At 54.9% G+C, this 17,841-nt stretch carries 15 protein-coding genes, 1 tRNA gene and 1 riboswitch; of the genes, 9 read left to right on the top strand and 7 right to left on the bottom strand.

All coding sequences use genetic code 11. The features are described from left to right. Positions 1–77 precede the first annotated feature (77 nt). The gene (gene rpsB, locus DOP62_RS08100) at positions 78–833 is read right to left on the bottom strand and encodes a 30S ribosomal protein S2 (RefSeq protein WP_208675740.1); all 756 of its coding nucleotides are present in this window, start codon (positions 831–833) and stop codon (positions 78–80) included. 288 nt (positions 834–1,121) lie between these two features. Next, a riboswitch (Glutamine riboswitch) is annotated at positions 1,122–1,178 on the top strand. A gap of 36 nt (positions 1,179–1,214) precedes the next feature. On the opposite strand from rpsB, the gene DOP62_RS08105 reads away from it, so the two are divergent. After that, positions 1,215–1,499, top strand: a complete 285-nt coding sequence (locus DOP62_RS08105) for a DUF4278 domain-containing protein (RefSeq protein ID WP_208675738.1) — start codon at positions 1,215–1,217, stop codon at positions 1,497–1,499. A gap of 95 nt (positions 1,500–1,594) precedes the next feature. Here the strand turns inward: DOP62_RS08105 and DOP62_RS08110 are convergent, their stop codons facing one another. The 5 genes from DOP62_RS08110 to tig form a co-directional block, all read right to left on the bottom strand. Then, complete coding sequence (locus DOP62_RS08110; protein WP_208675736.1) at positions 1,595–2,281, bottom strand: lecithin retinol acyltransferase family protein; 687 nt, start codon at positions 2,279–2,281, stop codon at positions 1,595–1,597. A gap of 23 nt (positions 2,282–2,304) precedes the next feature. After that, positions 2,305–3,147 (bottom strand): alpha/beta fold hydrolase, encoded by an 843-nt coding sequence (locus DOP62_RS08115; RefSeq protein ID WP_208675734.1) that lies wholly within the window; start codon positions 3,145–3,147, stop codon positions 2,305–2,307. Beyond that, positions 3,144–4,490 (bottom strand): ATP-dependent protease ATP-binding subunit ClpX, encoded by a 1,347-nt coding sequence (clpX, locus tag DOP62_RS08120; protein WP_208675732.1) that lies wholly within the window; start codon positions 4,488–4,490, stop codon positions 3,144–3,146. The genes DOP62_RS08115 and clpX overlap by 4 nt, the downstream gene beginning before the upstream one ends. A gap of 12 nt (positions 4,491–4,502) precedes the next feature. Further along, entirely contained in the window at positions 4,503–5,225 is a 723-nt protein-coding gene (clpP, locus tag DOP62_RS08125) for an ATP-dependent Clp endopeptidase proteolytic subunit ClpP (protein ID WP_275937696.1), read from the bottom strand. 91 nt (positions 5,226–5,316) lie between these two features. Next, positions 5,317–6,741 carry a trigger factor gene (gene tig / locus DOP62_RS08130; protein WP_208675730.1) on the bottom strand — a complete coding sequence of 475 codons (1,425 nt, stop codon included), beginning with the start codon at positions 6,739–6,741 and terminating at the stop codon, positions 5,317–5,319. Positions 6,742–7,008: 267 nt separating this feature from the next. Between tig and DOP62_RS08135 the strand changes: the two genes are divergently transcribed. The 7 genes from DOP62_RS08135 (at position 7,009) to DOP62_RS08165 (ending at position 15,292) form a co-directional block, all read left to right on the top strand. Beyond that, positions 7,009–7,935, top strand: coding sequence for an NAD(P)H-dependent glycerol-3-phosphate dehydrogenase (locus DOP62_RS08135; protein ID WP_370538768.1), 927 nt, complete (start codon positions 7,009–7,011; stop codon positions 7,933–7,935). 58 nt (positions 7,936–7,993) lie between these two features. Beyond that, positions 7,994–9,322, top strand: a complete 1,329-nt coding sequence (locus DOP62_RS08140) for a PhoH family protein (protein WP_208675728.1) — start codon at positions 7,994–7,996, stop codon at positions 9,320–9,322. An 8-nt stretch (positions 9,323–9,330) separates the two neighbouring features. Further along, the gene (locus tag DOP62_RS08145) at positions 9,331–10,050 is read left to right on the top strand and encodes an LOG family protein (RefSeq protein WP_208675726.1); all 720 of its coding nucleotides are present in this window, start codon (positions 9,331–9,333) and stop codon (positions 10,048–10,050) included. 72 nt (positions 10,051–10,122) lie between these two features. Then, complete coding sequence (locus DOP62_RS08150) at positions 10,123–12,822, top strand: bifunctional diguanylate cyclase/phosphodiesterase (protein ID WP_208675724.1); 2,700 nt, start codon at positions 10,123–10,125, stop codon at positions 12,820–12,822. Positions 12,823–12,864: 42 nt separating this feature from the next. After that, the gene (gene glgA, locus DOP62_RS08155) at positions 12,865–14,262 is read left to right on the top strand and encodes a glycogen synthase GlgA (RefSeq protein ID WP_208675722.1); all 1,398 of its coding nucleotides are present in this window, start codon (positions 12,865–12,867) and stop codon (positions 14,260–14,262) included. Between the two features lie 21 nt (positions 14,263–14,283). Then, on the top strand, positions 14,284–14,982 hold the full coding sequence (locus DOP62_RS08160) for a hypothetical protein (protein ID WP_208675720.1): 699 nt from the start codon (positions 14,284–14,286) through the stop codon (positions 14,980–14,982). Positions 14,983–15,052: 70 nt separating this feature from the next. After that, the gene (locus DOP62_RS08165; protein WP_208675718.1) at positions 15,053–15,292 is read left to right on the top strand and encodes a hypothetical protein; all 240 of its coding nucleotides are present in this window, start codon (positions 15,053–15,055) and stop codon (positions 15,290–15,292) included. Positions 15,293–15,353: 61 nt separating this feature from the next. Here the strand turns inward: DOP62_RS08165 and DOP62_RS08170 are convergent. Further along, a tRNA-Ala gene (locus DOP62_RS08170) sits at positions 15,354–15,426 on the bottom strand. Between the two features lie 120 nt (positions 15,427–15,546). On the opposite strand from DOP62_RS08170, the gene DOP62_RS08175 reads away from it, so the two are divergent. Then, positions 15,547–17,814 carry an ATP-dependent helicase gene (locus DOP62_RS08175; RefSeq protein WP_208675716.1) on the top strand — a complete coding sequence of 756 codons (2,268 nt, stop codon included), beginning with the start codon at positions 15,547–15,549 and terminating at the stop codon, positions 17,812–17,814. Positions 17,815–17,841: the final 27 nt, after the last annotated feature.

A 17,841-nucleotide genomic window follows, 5' to 3' on the forward strand; every position in this document is an offset into this window, starting at 1 on the left:
ATGTTGATCGATGAGGCGGTGGATCCGCTTTAGGGCCACTGGGCCGCAGACTAGCCTACTCCACCGCGATCGCTTGCCTATGCTTCGTCGGCGTCGTCTTCGTACTCGTCTTCAGCGCCGTCGTAGTCGAACTCTTCAGCAACTGGAACAGCACCGTGGCGAGCTTCGTAGATCGCATCTGCCAGTTTGCTGACGATCAGCTTGACCGAACGGATGGCGTCGTCGTTGCCCGGAATCGGCACATCAACCACGTCAGGATCGCAGTTGGTATCGAGCATCGCCACGATCGGAATACCGAGCTTTTGGCACTCTTGAACTGCGTTGTACTCGCGCTTTTGGTCAATGATCACCACGGCGTCGGGCAGACGACGCATGTTTTTGATCCCGCCCAGATATTTCTGCAGGCGCTCGAGTTCACGACGCAGCACGGCTGCTTCTTTCTTTGGACGCAGGGCTAAAGCGCCAGTTTCTTCCAGCCGCTCCAGCTCTTTCAGGCGGTCAACCCGGCCTTTGATCGTGGCCCAGTTGGTGAGCATGCCACCCAGCCAACGTTGGTTGATGTAGTAGGAGCCGCAACGGGTTGCTTCTTCAGCGATGATGCCGGCAGCTTGGCGTTTGGTGCCCACGAACAGGAAGCGCTTGCCTTGCTCGGCATTGGTGCGCACCCAGCGGTAGGCCGACTCGACGCACTGCGCCGTTTTGACAAGGTCGATAATGTGGACCCCGTTGCGCGCCGTGTAGATGTAGGGCGCCATGCGAGGGTTCCAACGACGGGTCTGGTGTCCAAAGTGGACGCCAGCTTCCATCATTTCGGCGAGGGAAATGATTGCCATGTATGGGGTTTCTCCAGATCGGGTTTGAGCCTCCACCTCGACAGGATTCATCACTGAGAATGAACACCCGAACGTCGAAGTGTGCGATTTGACACTTTTTCTAGGTTATCACTCAGGCGCGATCGCGCGGTACTACCCCACTTCAGCCTGCGCGAAAAGCGACTGCGATCGCATTGGAATAGCGGTCTGCCGCGATCGCTGATGAGGTCTCAAAAGAATTGTCCTCGATGTGTTTCAGAAAACAAACACAAATTCCGTAGCATTTGTTACAGTTTAGGGGCGAGGGTAATCGTTGGCCCAGATTTTCTGGGTGGAAGTAAGGCTTCTGGCCTGAAGCAACGCGCCTCTCAATGCAAACCGTAGTTGAGACGCGTACCCAAAATGGAACTCACATACCGCGGGATTAAATATCCCTACACCCCCCCGACTGTTGCCTCAGCGCCGAGCAGCATCTACACCGAATACAAAGGGCTAGATGTTCGTTTTCGCTCCAAAGATGAGCCGGTTCAACCGCTGAAAGTGGAAATGGCTCAAGCGCAAGCTCCGACCTCGGCCAACCAAACCGAAGAAAAGCTGGTCAGCCATCTCTACCGCCATGCCCTGCGCAGCTTGCAGCGGCAGCAGCAAAAGTCCATGCGGGCGAAGCAAGACCTGCAGTTCTGCTAGAGACCTGATTAGGCTGACTCAGTTTCCAGTCTGACGATGCTCAAAGATGGCCTGCTGAAGTTTCAGCAGGCTTTTTTGTGGGCGATCGCTGGCTGCTAGATCCGCGAGAGCAGTTGGCGCAGTTCCGTCAGTTGCAGCTCCAGATTTTGCATTTGGCGCTTGAGCGGATAGCGCTTTTCCAAGGCTGCACGGGCAAGGTCTTCGCGATCGCGCTGCAGTGCCGCTTGAGCGGTTTTTTGCCAGGATTCTGCTTCTTGCTGGAGCTGGGTTAACTGCTGTTCGAGTTGAGTTTCGGTTGCCAGCAGGGAGCTACGAGCTTCTTGCAGCAAGCGTTCGGCTTGCACCGGATCGGTAGCTTGCTGGGCCTGACTGAGCAGGCCCTGGACGCCAAGGGCACCGGCTGCTGCTAAGGCAGGCAGAACGAGGGGACCCCCAAGGAGTAAACCTCCCACAGCTCCGACAGCCAGCGATCGCTCAACTTGATGACTGTTGGCGCGACCGGTTTTGCACCAAGTGGCGAAGTGCTCGCAGTTATTAAAAAGGACGTTGTAGCGTTGTTCGCCTAGGCGACTGAGGGCGCGTTCAATTGTGATGTCGGCGGGGTCACAGTCCGCATAGTCGCGCAGGCGGATTTGCTCTCCGCGACGGAAATAATCCTTGCTGGTGCGAACAATCGTTTCGCCTTCCAAGTAGTGCACAACGGTGCCATCACCGATATCAATGCCGTGATGGGTATATAGACCACCGCGTCGATCGACTACCAGATGATCGCCTTGCGCCATAGAACTCAGAAGCTCCCTCTTCGCTAGGGTAGCGAGTTGCGGTCTGCTTGGAGGAAGGGCCGGGCGATCGCCGCAAAAGCGGTGGGATCTTCCAACATCGGTAAGTGCCCGACTTGGGGCATTACTACCTGCCGACAGCGATCGCTCAGAGCAGCAGCACGCTCCCCTAAGACAACGGGAGCGATTTGATCAAACTGGCCAGAAATTAGCAGAGTCGGCACCGAGAGCGATCGCCAAGCCTGACCGAGTTGCTCGACTGCTGTCAAGCTCACGGCATCTTGCAGGCTACCGATCGCGGCTTCGGTATCGGCTTGCAGAAAGTCTTCCAGAAAGGATCGAGTCGTCACTGGATCGAGCGGCTGATGGCAAAACCGACTCAGGATCAGGCGATCGAGTCCGGGAATTTGCTGCCAGAGCGGCGATCGCGATCGCACCAGCAGTTGACTGATCTGCTGAAAAATCGCAAAGGCGATCGCTGAATAGCTGAACAGTCCACTAGCCGTCAGCAAGAGACGATCGACGCGATCGGAATAAGCCTGAGCGAACAACAGCGCCACACTGCAACCCCAGGAGTGGGCCACAATCCGCACCGATGGCAAAGCCAGCTGATCGAGCAGGGCCACTAAATCCGCCACGGTCGCTTGCAAGCTGTAGTCCTGATCCGCAGGCTGCGATCGCGCTTCCCCAAAGCCCCGCCAATCGAGAGCGAGCCCAGCCCCACAATCCTCAAGATCCTGAGCCATGGGCTGCCAGTTGCGACGACTGCCGCCCCATCCATGCAGATAGAGAATGGGGGCTTGGCGATCGCCAGCTAACGTCCATTCCGCTTGCAGCGTCCCCCCTTGGGGTGAGGCGATCGCGATCAAGCGGATTCCGGTGTCGGCAAACTCGAAGGATGCAAGAGCACATCCGCACTGGAGCGCTTCTCAACCATCTCCCGCGTGATCGTGCAGTGAGTGACGTCCTGGCGAGACGGCAGCTCGTACATCACTTCCAGCATGATCTCTTCAACGATGCCGCGCAGTGCCCGAGCTCCGGTCTTGCGACGGAAGGCTTCGCGGGCGATTGCTTCGATCGCATCTTGGCGGAATTCCAGCTCGACGCTGTCCATGTGCATCAGCTTCTGATACTGCTTGACCAGCGCGTCCCGAGGTTCCGTCAGGATTTCCGTCAGCGCCACTTCGTCTAGCGGATCCAACACCGCCGTCACCGGCATCCGACCGATAAATTCAGGAATCAGACCAAACTGCACCAAATCTTCGGGTTCCATGTGGCGCAGGATGGCAGCCGCCCGCTGTTCCTTGGTTTTGGTCTCTTCAGGGTGGACAAAGCCAATCGATTTTTTGCCCAAGCGGCGATCGACGAGTTTTTCCAGACCGACAAAGGCACCACCGCAGATAAACAGGATGTTGCGCGTGTCGATTTGGATGCAGTCCTGATAGGGATGCTTGCGACCGCCTTGGGGGGGGACATTGGCGATGGTGCCTTCCAGCATCTTCAGCAAAGCCTGCTGGACGCCTTCCCCGGAGACGTCACGCGTGATCGAAGGATTTTCGCTCTTGCGTGCAATCTTGTCGATTTCATCGATGTAGATGATGCCGCGTTGAGCTTCCTCGATGTCGAGATCAGCCACTTGCAGGAGCCGCAGCAGAATGTTTTCGACGTCTTCACCGACATAGCCGGCTTCCGTCAGTGTTGTTGCGTCGGCAACTGCGAAGGGGACATCCAGCAATTTGGCTAACGTCTGAGCGAGCAGAGTCTTGCCACAGCCGGTTGGACCAATCAGCAGAATATTGGATTTCTGAATTTCAATTGTTTCGCCTGCTTCTTCAGCTGACTGCTGATAAGCCAAGCGTTTGTAGTGGTTATAAACCGCCACAGACAACATTTTCTTGGCTTCGTTTTGACCAATGACGTGATGGTCAAGATAGCGTTTGATGTCGTGGGGCTTGGGAATTTGCGACAGCGTTAGCGATCGCTTCGGTTTGCGAGGCCCTTGATGACTCGCAGCTGCAGCTGCGGGTTTGACGCCACCCGGCGGTGGTGCAGGATTGGCATTGCCGTCAAATAATTCTTCGTCGAGGATCTCATTACAGAGGTCGACGCATTCATCACAAATGTAAACTCCAGGTCCGGCGATGAGCTTACGTACCTGCTCTTGGGATTTCCCGCAAAAAGAGCACTTCAGGTGAGAGTCGTATCTCGACATCACGCCTGCCCGCTACTGGAGAACAGCATCATTATGGTCGTTGATGGCCACGGTTGGTCGCGTAAGTACCTGATCAATTAATCCGTAGGCCTTGGCTTCCTGAGGCGACATAAAGAAGTCGCGATCGGTATCGACTTCAATCTTCTCAAGCGGCTGCCCCGTATGCTGCGCTAACAGGTCGTTGAGCGTGCTCTTGTGGTACAGGATCTCACGGGCTTGGATTTCAATATCCACAGCTTGACCCTGAGCGCCGCCCAGTGGTTGGTGGATCATGATGCGGGCGCTAGGCAAAGCCATCCGCTTACCTTTGGCTCCACCCGACAGTAAGAAAGCGCCCATGCTGGCTGCCAAACCAAAGCAGATGGTGGCAACATCTGGCGCGACCTGTTGCATCGTGTCGTAGATCGCCATGCCAGCGGTCACTGAACCACCGGGGGAGTTGATGTAGAGCTGAATATCTTTCTCGGGATCTTCGGCTTCGAGGAAAAGCAGCTGCGCCACGATCGAGTCTGCAACCGCATCATCAACGCCTGTCCCCAAGAAGACAATCCGTTCGCGCAATAGGCGGGAATAGATATCGAAAGCGCGTTCACCTCGTCCTGATTGCTCCACCACCGTCGGCACAATAGCCTGGGAGCCTGCGATCGCTTGAATCTGCGGCTGCTGCCACTGGCTGTCGAGACCAGCGCTCAGTCGTCGACTGTGAATGGGCAGAGAAGCTTGGGACGAAAACATAGAGGAAGGCAATGGATACAGCAGCGGCAGCGAGAAAGTCCCGCTGCCGACAATTATGCCGCGCCGAACTAGTCGACTGTGAGAATGCGGCCTAGGCTTTTTTCTTGCCCTTCTTCGCTTTCGATTCTGCAGAGGCATCTTCTGATGCTTCTGTTGCCGTTGTTTCAACGGTTGCAGTCGAGGCGTCGACTTCCGCGTCCTCAGACTTGGGAGTGACCAGCGTCACGCTGTTGTTGGCTTCAAACCACTCCACCAGTTTTTCCTCGAGGAGTTCTTCGCGAACCACCGTGTTGAGGCGATCGCGATCGATTTCTTGCGGACGCGGGTAGTTGCTCAGTAGTTCTGCAGCCCGAACGGCGACGGCTTCATCGTCGACGCTGGTTTCGGTGACTTTGGCTAGTTCACCGAGGGCGATCGTGCGGCGCAGGCGTTGCTCTGCCTCGTCCTTCGAGCTTTCGCGGAGCCGTTCCAAGACATCCTCGGTGAACAGCTTGCGAACATCCATGCCCTGATTCGAGAGGCGGGTTGCCGTCTCGTTGATCATGGCGGAGATTTCGCGTTGAAGCAGCGATTCAGGCAGTTCAACATCAAGCTGGTCGGCCAGCGCGGTCAGAATGGCATCGCGCTTGTTGGCTTTGACTTGATTGGTCGCTTCCGCTTGAAAACGCTCAGTCAGTGCTGCTTTCAATGCTTCTAGCGTTTCGTATTCGCTCGCTTCTTGGGCGAACGCATCATCCAGCTCCGGCAGATCACGGGTTTTCAGCTCTTTGAGCGTGATCGTGAACTGAGCGGCTTTGCCCGCGACTTCTTCCTGACCGTAGGTTTCGGGGAAGGTAGCATCAACGGTGCGGGTTTCTTCGATCGCCATGCCGACGATGCCGCTGATGAAGCCTGGGATAAAGCGATCTTCTTCCACTTCAATTTGGAAGTCAGTAGCGCTACCGCCCGGAATTTCCTCGCCGCTCTCGACCAAGATGCCTTGGAAGTCGATCACGGCCACATCGCCGATCGCCGCATTCCGGCCTTCGACGGGAACCAAGGTCGCCATCTGTTTTTGTTGCTCTGCCAAAACGCTGTCAACGCGATTGGCATCAAAAGGTACGTCTTCGACTTCAACGGTGAGGCCGGTGTACTGAGTCAGAGTCGCCGTTGGCTGTACATCAACGCTGGCTTCAAAGCTGAGCGGTTGCCCGGGCTGGAAGTTATCAACCAGCGCTTCAAATTCACTACTGAGTTTGTAGTTGCCAATCGCTGGAATCGATTCTTGGGCGATCGCGGCTTCGAGGCTCTGCTGCACCAAGTCTTCGAGGGCGTTGGCCTTGAGGGCAGCTTCGCCAATGCGTTGAATCAGAACCGGACGGGGTACTTTCCCGGGGCGGAAGCCTGGCAAGCGAATTTCGCGACTGAGGCGGGTGAGGGTGCGCTCATAAACTTGGCGCGACTGTTCGCCACTGACTTCAATCTGCAGACCAACGCGACTGGCCGGCAGCTTCTCCTGGGTAACTTTTAGCGACATCCGAGTTCAGACTGATTGAGGGAGCTGGTTGCAGCGTGGGCAATGATCCAATGGCCTTGCCGTAGGCCAATGATCGCGCTCGAGATCTCAAAGGGAGGGCGATCGCGGATCGAGGCTTCTTTTTTCTGCAGTCTTTGATCGTATCTGATGGACATCGCTCCTGACCAGAATCGACTGAATTGATTCCGGCTGCAATTACGGCATGCTGCGATCGCCCCTGACAGGAACAATGCCATGCTGGGACTGGCATGTCGATGTTGTGAGGCCATGCAAGAGGCGAAAATTGCGGCAGTTTTAGGGGCTGGTGCTTGGGGCTTAACCCTTGCTCAGCTTTTGCGCAGCAATGGCCTTGAAGTCCGGCAATGGTCGCGGCGCAGTGAAGCCTCACTCGCAACTGTTTTAGCTGGGGCTGATCTCTGGATCATGGCGGTGTCGATGGCGGGTTTAGCCTCGGTGGCCGATCAAGTCGCCGCACTTTCTCTCAGCGATCGCGCCATTTGGGTGAGTGCGACAAAAGGGTTGGATCCCCAAGGTTGGCGAACGCCCTCACAGGTTCTGAACGATCGCTTTCCACATCAGCCGATCACAGTCCTTTCGGGGCCAAATCTGTCCAAGGAAATTGCCCAGGGCTTACCGGCCGCGACAGTCATTGCTAGCCGCGATCGCCAAGCCGCAACCGTGGTTCAGCAGGCTTTTGCCAACGATCGCTTTCGGGTCTATACCAATCGAGATCCGCTGGGAACAGAATTGGGCGGCGCGTTGAAAAATGTGATTGCGATCGCCGTGGGGGCTTGTGATGGGCTCTCGCTGGGGTCGAACGCGCGATCGGCTTTGGTGACGCGAGCTTTGGCAGAAATTCTGCGCGTGGGCGCTTATTTTGGCGCTCGGACTGAGACGTTTTTTGGGCTCTCAGGACTCGGCGATCTGCTCGCAACCTGTACTAGTCCGCTCAGTCGTAACTATCAAGTTGGCTTTCGGCTGGCTCAAGGCGAAAGTTTGGAGACTGCACTGACAGCGATCGCGGCCACGGCTGAAGGTGTGTCTACGGCGCGAGTTCTGGCCCAACTTGCCAGTCGTGAGGGACTGGAACTACCGATCGCAGCCTGTGTGGCCGAGTTACTGGCCGATCAGATTTCTCCTGCTACCGCGATCGAGCGGCTGATGGCACGAGATCTGAAAGCGGAATTGGTCTGAGACAATCAGAACGTAGCCAGCAATACCTTTACCCCTGGCGATCGCAGAGCCTCTGGCGATGAAAAAAACTTACGTCCTCGACACGAACGTGCTTTTGCACGACCCAATGGCGCTGTTTCGCTTTGAGGACAACGATCTCGTGATTCCAATCACGGTGATCGAAGAGATCGATCGCTTTAAAAAGGATTTGAATGAACGGGGCCGCAATGCCCGCCAAATTTCTCGCCTTCTCGATGGCTTCCGCAGCAAAGGTCATCTGATTGAGGGAATTACTCTCGATCACGGCGGCAAGCTGCGTGTTGTCATGCTCGAAAAAGCATTTCTTGAACAACTACCCAGTGGCTTAATTGCTAATGCGAATGACAATGCCATTCTGGCTGTGGCACTCGCGCTTCAACAACAAAATGGTCAGCCAACAATTCTGGTTACCAAAGATACGAATCTCCGGATCAAAGCTGATGCAACAGGGCTGAGCGCCGAAGATTATGAATCTGACAAAATTGATTTTTCGGAACTCTACAGCGGTACAGCTGAAGTCTATCTCTCGCCCGATCAACTGCAAGCCTTTCGCCGCGATGGCGGCTTAGATCTCAGCGGCGAATTTTTCCCCAATCAAGCCCTCACGCTGATTGATGAAACGAATCTGTCCCATACGTTGCTCGGCCGCTATCGAGCCAGCGATCGCCGTGTCTTGCCGTTGATTCAGCCGCCCAAAATAGGCATCAGCCGCATTCATGCCCGCAATCGTGAGCAACAGTTTGCCCTTGATCTATTGCTGGATGACAGCATTCAGTTGGTGACCTTAGTGGGCAAGGCCGGAACCGGTAAAACGCTCCTTGCGGTCGCGGCTGGCCTGCATAAGGTCGCAGATGAACGTCAGTTCAGTCGCTTACTCGTCTCACGGCCGATTTTTCCAATGGGACGTGATTTGGGTTTCCTGCCAGGAGATTTACAGGAAAAGTTAGCGCCTTGGATGCAGCCGATTATCGATAACCTCGATTTCATTTTGGGTGGTGCCAATAACAATGGCGATCGCCCAGCGGGCAAACATCAAAACTATCAAGATTTGATGAGCATGAACCTGCTGCAAATTGAGCCGCTAACTTACATCCGTGGGCGATCGATTCCGCGTCAATTCATGATTGTTGATGAGGCACAAAATCTAACGCCTCACGAAATTAAAACAATTCTGACCCGCGCCGGCGAAGGTACCAAAATTGTCCTCACCGGCGATGCCTACCAGATTGACAATCCCTATGTAGATGCCTCAAGCAATGGGCTGACCTATGTGGTCGAGAAATTCAAAAACGAGGCGATCGCCGGGCATATCACCCTCGAACGTGGCGAGCGATCGCCCCTTGCTGAACTCTCTGCCAACTTGCTCTAACTGCCGGAATGTCTGCACCTGACTGTAATCCGCACAAAGACTTGCTGGAGCGCGTGCTCCGCGACAGTGTTTTCGATCTCTGGGCGATGATCGATCGCATCTTGACCCTGCCGCGATTGCCCCACGATCGCTTCTGCGTCTGTATTTTTGGCTCAGCGCGGCTGCTAGAGGACAGTCCGATTTATCGCGATGTCCAGTGGTTGGCGCAGGAACTGACCTACTTAGGCTGCGATATCGTTACAGGCGGGGGACCAGGACTGATGGAAGCAGCAAATGCCGGCAGTGTCAGTGCTGACCCCGAGAATCGGACGCGATCGGTGGGTTTGCGGATTGCGTTACCCCATGAGCAGGGAACGAATCCCTATGTCGAAGAGCTCCATGAGCACAGCAACTTTTTTTCGCGACTGCATCACTTTGTCCTCGAGGCGGATGCCTTTGTGGTGATGCCGGGAGGGATTGGCACACTTTTGGAGTTGGTAACGATCTGGCAGTTGCTCCAAGTCGCGAAGCTACCGCCTACCCCGCTAATTTTGGTGGGTTCAATGTGGCGTGACTTTTTAATCTGGGCTCACACAGCCATGGCGAAAGGACAACCAACCCTCGCGAGTGAAGCAGACTTAGAAATTCCGATCGCAGTTGAGCATATTGCTGAAGTTTTACCTTTGTTACGGCAAGCGCAAGCTCGCTGGCAACAAAGTTGCCCAATCATGACTACTGAGACTTTATAAAGCTACCTTAAAGAGCAGGCTTGTTGTCCTGCTCCCCTCACCCGTGCAATCTGGCATGGTTACCGAATCCGAATGCCGTCACTTTTTGCTTGGCTCCCTCGCCCGCGCCTGAGAGACTGGCCTGCTATTTGGCTGGTTGCTGGGATTCATATTCTTGTCTCTCAGTTTGCCTACGCCTATACGACCCTTCCTGATGCCAAAGTCAGTCCTATTTGGCCTTCTTCAGGAGTCACGCTAGCGGCACTGTTTTTGGCAGGGCCTCAAGTCTGGCCAGGAATTCTCATCGGTGACTTTTTACTCAAGGTGATGAGTGGGCTCGGTGTAGGGCTCAGTATTAGTGGGGCCATCGCCAATGCCAGTTCACGCTTAGTTGGCTATGCGATTGCCAAACGAGTAATTAGCCGTTCGAGTCGACTGCAAACTCTCGATGAAGTTTGGACTCTGTTAGGGGCTGCAGCAGTTCAAGCAACCGTCTCTGCTTTGATTGGGACCACCGGCAATTGCTTGATGGGCAATGTCAGTTGGAGTCGCTTTTGGTCAGTTGGCGGCACCTGGTGGACGAGCAATGCCAGTAGCGCCATTTTATTTTTTCCAATCGTCTTTTTATGGGGTACGCAAGGGCTCCGACCCTTCAAAATGCCCATCAAGCGTTGGCTGGAATTACTGGCAATTGCCTCGATCGTTTTTGCGATCATGACCTTGGCCTTTACCGGCAGGCCCTATCCCGCCAGCTCTCTTGTCATTCCCATGTTTGTCTGGCTGGCATTGCGGTTCGAGAATACTTGGGTTGCCGTCGGCGTTGTTCTCGTCACTTTATTTTCTTTGATTTCAACAGCGAACGGCAGAGGTCAATTCAGTGTTCTCTCCACCAATGAAGCCTTAATTCTCTTACAGAGCTATAACAGCAGCATTGCAGTGATGAGCTTCATCCTGAATGCTGTGATCAATCAAGCTCGTAATAGTCAAATCTATCTCCGTCAAATTTTAGACTACCTGCCGATCGGGGTTTCTGTGCATGATTTGACGGGTCGCATGACCTATGTCAACGCTATTGGCGAAGCAATTCTACGAACAACCAGCAGTCTGAATTTGCAGGGTTTAGCGAAATTTTTCAATGTTTACCAAACGGGCAAGGATGAAATTATTTCTCCTGAGAAACTGCCTCTTGCGATCGCCTTGAAAGGAGAATTGAATCACACAGAAGACCTTGAGCTACGCTGGCCCGATCGCACGGTTCCTCTAGAAGTTTGGGGCATTCCTATCTATGACAAGGCGGGTAATGTCGCTGAGGGGATGACTGTTTTTCAGGATATTCATGAACGCTTAGAAAATGCCCGCATTATTTACCAAGCAAATGAACAGCTCTCTCAAGCCGTCCAAGAATTAGAGGCCACCAATCGCAAACTGGAGCAGGAAGCATCAGAGCGCCAACAAGCCCAAGCCCAGCTGTGGCATTTGGCGCATTTCGATACGCTGACACAACTGCCCAATCGGACTTACTTTATCCAGCAGCTTCACGCTTGGTTTCATCGCTATCAAGTCGATCATCAAGAACCCTTTGCTGTTCTCTTTTTAGACTGCGATCGCTTCAAAATTGTCAATGACTCTCTGGGCCATAGTGCCGGAGATAGTTTGCTCACTCAAGTAGCTCAGCGGCTGCAAACCTGCATCGCGGAACCCGTGATTTTTGCGCGACTGGGCGGTGATGAATTCGGTGTCTTAGTACCCGCCAATGACCCCAATTATCCTCAAAGTCTGGCGGAAGAGCTGCATGACTTAATCGTCAATCCTTTTGAGGTTCAAGGTCAGCGAATCTACATTGGCGTCAGCATTGGAATCAGTCTTACCTCAACACGCGTACAAGCTGCTGAAGAATTACTCCGCAATGCCGATACGGCGATGTACGCGGCCAAACGCAATCCCCTAAGCCGCGGTATTCAAGTCTTCTCCGATAAGCTTTCCGTGAACTCACGGAAGAATCTCGCTCTCGAAACTTCCCTCCGCGAAGCTATTCAACAGGCTGAGATTGATCTCTACTATCAACCGATTATTGATCTCAAGACTGGCACCCTCGTTGCAGCTGAAGCCCTCGCTCGCTGGTTCCATCCTGAACTAGGCACGATTCCGCCCCTAGAGTTCGTCTCTCTGGCTGAGCGATCGAAGCTCATTTTTAGTCTCGGCAACTTTATTCTTGAAAAAGCTTGTTTGCAGGTTTATCTCTGGCAGCAAGCTCAGCTGATGCCAGATAGCTTCGTCTTGCATGTCAATATCTCCGCCCAGCAAATTTGCCATGAAGACTTTGGGGATTGGATTAAAGACATCCTCAAAAGGACAGAGATCCCTGCTCAAAAATTGATGCTAGAAATTACTGAGTCGAGTGTTGCAGAAGATATTGACCAGCGACTTCTGAAGCTACTCGACGAGCTGAAATCAATGGGCATCAAGCTCAGTATTGATGATTTTGGGACAGGGTATTCCTCACTGAGCTACCTGCAAAAGCTACCAGTCAACTCCCTCAAGATTGATCGATCGTTCATCCACCAAATCAATCAAGCAGGTGACAATCGTCAGGTGGCTCAAGCCACGATCGCCCTTGCTCACAGCTTTGGACTCGCGGTTGTGGCCGAAGGCATTGAAGACGAGGCGCAACTCCATTGGCTCCGGCAGCTCGGCTGCGATATGGGGCAGGGCTATTACTTCTCGAAGCCGCTGTCGGCCCATGATATGACCGAGTTTCTGCGCTGCCACGGCTCGGCCAGCAAAACCCGGTAGGGTGCGGGCGTATAGTGGAGGGCGTTGCCCCCTGAGGTCTGCATGCGGATTCTGTTCGTAGCTGCCGAATGTGCTCCCTTTGCCAAAGTGGGAGGCATGGGAGATGTGGTTGGTTCGCTGCCCAAAGTGCTGAAAGCCATGGGCCATGATGTTCGGATCTTCATGCCGTACTACGGCTTTCTGAACAGCAAGCTCGACATCCCGTCTGAGCCGGTTTGGTGGGGCTACGCGATGTTTAACCACTTCGCGGTCTACGAAACACAACTGCCCGGTTCGGATGTGCCGCTCTATCTAATGGGGCATCCTGCCTTTGATCCGCACCGCATCTACTTTGGTGAGGATGAAGATTGGCGCTTTACCTTCTTCGCCAATGGAGCGGCTGAGTTTTCTTGGAACTACTGGAAACCACAAGTCATTCACTGCCATGACTGGCATACCGGCATGATTCCGGTCTGGATGCACCAGTCACCGGATATCTCGACGGTTTTCACTATTCATAACTTGGCCTATCAAGGCCCCTGGCGCTGGAAGCTCGAGAAAATCACCTGGTGTCCTTGGTATATGCAGGGTGATAGCACGATGGCAGCAGCGCTGCTCTATGCCGATCGCGTCAACACGGTGTCGCCCACCTATGCTCAGCAGATTCAAACCCCAACCTACGGCGAGAAACTCGAGGGTTTGCTCTCATTCATTAGTGGCAAATTGAGCGGCATCCTCAACGGGATTGATGTTGAGAGCTACAATCCAGCGACTGATAAACGAATTGTTGCTAACTACGATCGCGACAATATCGACAAGCGAATTGCCAATAAATTGGCCCTGCAAAAAGAGATGGGTCTGGAGGTCAATCCCGATCGCTTCCTGATTGGGTTTGTGGCTCGCTTAGTCGAGCAAAAAGGAATTGACTTACTGCTGCAAATCCTCGATCGCTTCCTGTCTTACAGCGATGCGCAATTCGTTGTCCTAGGCACGGGTGAGCGCTACTACGAAACCCAACTCTGGGAGTTGGCGACCCGCTACCCCGGCCGGATGTCTACTTATTTGATGTACGACGAAGGGCTGTCACGCCGCATTTACGCCGGTAGTGATGCCTTCTTGGTGCCCTCCCGCTTTGAACCCTGCGGTATCACCCAAATGCTGGCACTGCGCTATGGCAGTGTGCCGATTGTGCGCCGTACGGGTGGCTTGGTCGACACGGTCTTCCACCATGATCCGCGTCACGCCGAGGGCAATGGCTACTGCTTCGATCGCTACGAGCCGCTCGACCTCTATACCTGTCTGGTGCGGGCTTGGGAGAGCTACCAGTACCAGCCGCAATGGCAGGAGCTGCAGCAACGGGGGATGGCTGCTGATCTGAGCTGGAAGCAATCGGCGATCGCCTACGAACAGCTCTACGCCGAAGCGATCGGGCTGCCGATCGATGTCTTGCAGGAGGCCTAGGGTCGGAGGAGGCAATCGCTCATGGGGTTTTGGCAGCGGCTGCAAGGATCATGGCGAGCCAGCCAAGTGGCGCTTTTTGAATGGCTCAATCGCTGGAGTGGGCAGCAGTTGGCGGCACTAGAAGCAGCTGATGCGGCGCTCACCAGCGATCGCCCGGCTCTCGACCGTCGTTTGCAAGGGCGCGACTGGTTGGGTTTGCTGGGTGCAGGTGTGGCGATCGCGATCGTGGTCTGGATTAGTCAGCAACCGCTGCCTTGGCCCAAACTGCAAGTCCGGCTGCCAGAACCCGTCGTCACAGAGGTTGAACCCCAGCCTGCGCCTGATCTGTTGCCGCCGCCGAAAGCGGTTCCCGTTGCCCCGCCACCCGAGCCGAAACCAGCACCAGAACCGCCACGGCCCCCGCGCCCGACTGAGATTGACCCCAATGCCCGCTTGATTGAGGCCATTCAGTCGGAAGTGTCAGCGATTAGCGATCGCTACAGTGAAGCGCTGATCCTGGGGGTCGAGGCCAACTTTGTCGGCAGTCGTCTGCGCTTGCGTCTGAGTGATGGTTGGGTCAGCCTCTCACCCACTCAGCAGGATCAACTAGCGCAAGAGGTTTTCAAGCAAGCGCGGGAGCTTGGTTTCCGTCGCTTGGAAATCATCGATGAGGACGATCGCCTCTTGGCTCGAAGTCCGGTAATTGGCTCCGAGATGCTCATTGTTCGTCGCGATCCCTGATCATTGACAGGTCTGATAGGAGGCCATCCCAACAACAGGCTATGGTGATCCCAGACTTGTGGTCGCTGCTATGCCTCGTCCTCTGACTCGCCAGCAAATCATCCAACGAGACCTTCGCCTTATTCGCCGGCGGCTACAGCGACTTTTGGCAGCCTTTCCGCGGGCTACCCAGCAGTTTTTGAGCCAAGTTATTGCAGTCGGGAATGTCCGCAGCGATCGCGAAGTCGATCAACTCGTTGATCAAGTCCGAACCAATCTCAACCAAGGCATTAGCCAAGCGTTGGACGCCGAAGAGCCAGAGTCTCGCTAAGCAGCGATCGCCCTGTTTTGCTCAGTTCTAAACCGAGGCGGCTAGTTTGGCTTAAATGGAGTGGAGCTAACCGGACTCGAACCGGTGACCCCTTGCATGCCATGCAAGTGCTCTACCAACTGAGCTATAGCCCCATTTAGCGATATTTATGTTTTCGTATTTACCAGCAATTGTCAAGCCAGCATTTCAGGTCTTCTGGGCTGAGTCAGTTGAGCCTGTTAAGACACAGTTTGTCGCCAACTGGATGGGCCGCGATGATTGCAACGCCTAGTCTGGCCGATTGTCTCCAAACGATTCGGGCTCAGCTGCGGGCTGGACAGCAGCAGTTAGCCGATTGGCAAGCAGGGAGCCTGGCGGTTTCAGCAGTTCCGGGTGCGGGTAAATCAACGGGAATGGCCGTGGCTGCCGCGATCGCCCTAGCTCGTCAATCGCAACGCGATCGCCGCCAACTCTATTTGGTCACTGTGACGCGATCGGCAGCCCTCAACCTGCGTCAGAAAGTCCGCGAGACGTTGCAACAGCTGGGACTACCTGCGATCGGATTTACCGTTCAAACCCTGCACAGTCTGTCGCTGCAGATTGCCAGTAGCGCTCCTGAACTCTCCAATCTGTACTGGGATCAGGTCAGCTTAATTGGCGATCGCCGCAAAGTCCGCTTGCTACAGCAGGCTGTCGATCAGTGGATTGAAGCGGAACCCCAGCACTTTCAGCAGTTGTTGTATGGCACTGGATTTGATGGCGAACTGACCGAACAGCTCCGACGCAGTCGCGTGCTTCGCAATGAGTTTTTGCTGGATCTCGCACAGACTTTGATCCCCGAGCTGAAAAGTTCCGGTCTCTCGCCGGAGGCTTTAGCCGATCGCCTGCGACACTGGCCGAGCTTAGGGGACTATCCGCTGCTGGCGATCGCGCAAGGTCTCTATGAGCGTTACCAAGCGGCGCTGCAGCAAGCCAGCTTGATTGATTTCGATGACATGGTCTTGGCGGCGATGCGAGTTCTCCGTCATCCACCGGCCCGTCACCACTGGCAGTCCTCAATTCTGGCCATCTTTGAAGATGAAGCCCAAGACTCATCACCGCTCCAGATGCAGTTATTGGAGCTGTTAGCCCCTAGATGCGACGATGACCAGCCCCAACTGGTGCGGGTCGGCGATCCCAATCAGGCAATCAACTCGACCTTCACACCTGCTGATCCACTCTTCTTTCGCCGGTTCTGCGAAGCCTGCGATCGCCAGCAACAACTGGTGATGTTCGACCAAGCGGGGCGCAGTACAGCAGCCGTCTTTACCGCCGCCAACTTTGTTCTGCACTGGGTCAATCAGCACTGGCCCTACGCACGATCGCTGCAGCCATTTCGGGAGCAGGCCATTCGGCCCGTCGATGCTGATGATCCTCAACCCAATGCCAATCCCGATCCGCTTGGGTTGGGTCTGGAGCTGCTGCAGACTGCTGATGTGGATCAAACCATCGATCGCTTACAGCAGCGGTTAATTGAGTTGTTTCGCGCCGATCCTGAGACCCAAGCGGCCATCTTGGTGCGACAGCATAGCCAAGCGCACTTCCTGCGCAATCGCTTGGCTGACCCGCTGGCTCAGCAGGGCATTCATTTCTGGGAAGCTACAGACCGCGATCGCGATCGGCAGATTCCGGAAGAGATGCTGACGCTGCTGCAGTTTCTGGAACGGCCGCAGGAACGCGATCGCCTGCGGGCTGCGCTTCAGGTCTTGGTACAGCGCGATCGCCTCTCCACATTGCCTTGGGACTTGCTGCCGGAACCGGAAGTCTTTCTAGGAAATAGATTGCTATGGGACGACCCACATCCTGCCTTGCAAGCGGCCCAACGGCTTTGTCAACAGCTCCTCAAGGCGCGATCGGAGCTACCGCCGGATCAACTCATTCCGTTTCTGGCGCTAACGCTGCGTTATGACGGCAGTGAACTCGCTACCGCTGACTCCCTTGCTGAGCAACTGGGCCGCCGCGCTTGGAGTAACGTCTCGCTGGGACAGTTACTCGCTGATCTCCAAGAGCTTTTAGCGGGCAATCGCTTTAACGGCATCGAAACAGAAGATCCGGGCTTGGCATTGACGCGATCTGGCCAAGTCACCGTGCTGACTATGCACCGTTCCAAAGGGCTGGATTGGGACTGCGTCTTTCTACCGTTTCTTGAGGAATCGCTAGTTCCTGGTGGGCGATCGCCCAAGCAAAGTGAGGCATTTTTGGGTGGCCAGCCTTGGAGTGCGATCGCGCGGCTACAACTACGACGTGCTTTACAAGCTGAGACGGGCGCCAGCGTTGAACCTTTCACCGATCTAGCAGCCGCAGTCTCTGAGGCGCAGGCATTGCGAGAAGCCGAAGAATATCGCCTGCTCTATGTGGCAATGACCCGCGCCAAACGTCTGCTCTGGATGGCGTCAGCTCAGCAAGGCCCCAATTACTGGTCTTCTTCCTATCGCTTGGTTCCTCAAACCCCTTGTCCGGCGCTCGCTGCGCTCTATCGCCAGTTTCCTCAGCACCGCCGCTGAGGCTCGTTCAGGTTGCTACGATCGCAA

Source organism: Synechococcus elongatus PCC 11801, assembly GCF_003846445.2.
GTDB classification, from domain to species: domain Bacteria; phylum Cyanobacteriota; class Cyanobacteriia; order Synechococcales; family Synechococcaceae; genus Synechococcus; species Synechococcus elongatus_A.

Coding starts and splice junctions, on each gene's coding strand:
- clpX (WP_208675732.1), bottom strand. CDS start 4,490: ATGTCGAGATACGACTCTCACCTGAAGTGCTCTTTTTGCGGGAAATCC.
- glgA (WP_208675722.1), top strand. CDS start 12,865: ATGCGGATTCTGTTCGTAGCTGCCGAATGTGCTCCCTTTGCCAAAGTG.
- DOP62_RS08105 (WP_208675738.1), top strand. CDS start 1,215: ATGGAACTCACATACCGCGGGATTAAATATCCCTACACCCCCCCGACT.
- rpsB (WP_208675740.1), bottom strand. CDS start 833: ATGGCAATCATTTCCCTCGCCGAAATGATGGAAGCTGGCGTCCACTTT.
- DOP62_RS08140 (WP_208675728.1), top strand. CDS start 7,994: ATGAAAAAAACTTACGTCCTCGACACGAACGTGCTTTTGCACGACCCA.
- tig (WP_208675730.1), bottom strand. CDS start 6,741: ATGTCGCTAAAAGTTACCCAGGAGAAGCTGCCGGCCAGTCGCGTTGGT.
- DOP62_RS08145 (WP_208675726.1), top strand. CDS start 9,331: ATGTCTGCACCTGACTGTAATCCGCACAAAGACTTGCTGGAGCGCGTG.
- DOP62_RS08160 (WP_208675720.1), top strand. CDS start 14,284: ATGGGGTTTTGGCAGCGGCTGCAAGGATCATGGCGAGCCAGCCAAGTG.
- DOP62_RS08175 (WP_208675716.1), top strand. CDS start 15,547: ATGATTGCAACGCCTAGTCTGGCCGATTGTCTCCAAACGATTCGGGCT.
- clpP (WP_275937696.1), bottom strand. CDS start 5,225: ATGTTTTCGTCCCAAGCTTCTCTGCCCATTCACAGTCGACGACTGAGC.
- DOP62_RS08110 (WP_208675736.1), bottom strand. CDS start 2,281: ATGGCGCAAGGCGATCATCTGGTAGTCGATCGACGCGGTGGTCTATAT.
- DOP62_RS08165 (WP_208675718.1), top strand. CDS start 15,053: ATGCCTCGTCCTCTGACTCGCCAGCAAATCATCCAACGAGACCTTCGC.
- DOP62_RS08150 (WP_208675724.1), top strand. CDS start 10,123: ATGCCGTCACTTTTTGCTTGGCTCCCTCGCCCGCGCCTGAGAGACTGG.
- DOP62_RS08135 (WP_370538768.1), top strand. CDS start 7,009: ATGCAAGAGGCGAAAATTGCGGCAGTTTTAGGGGCTGGTGCTTGGGGC.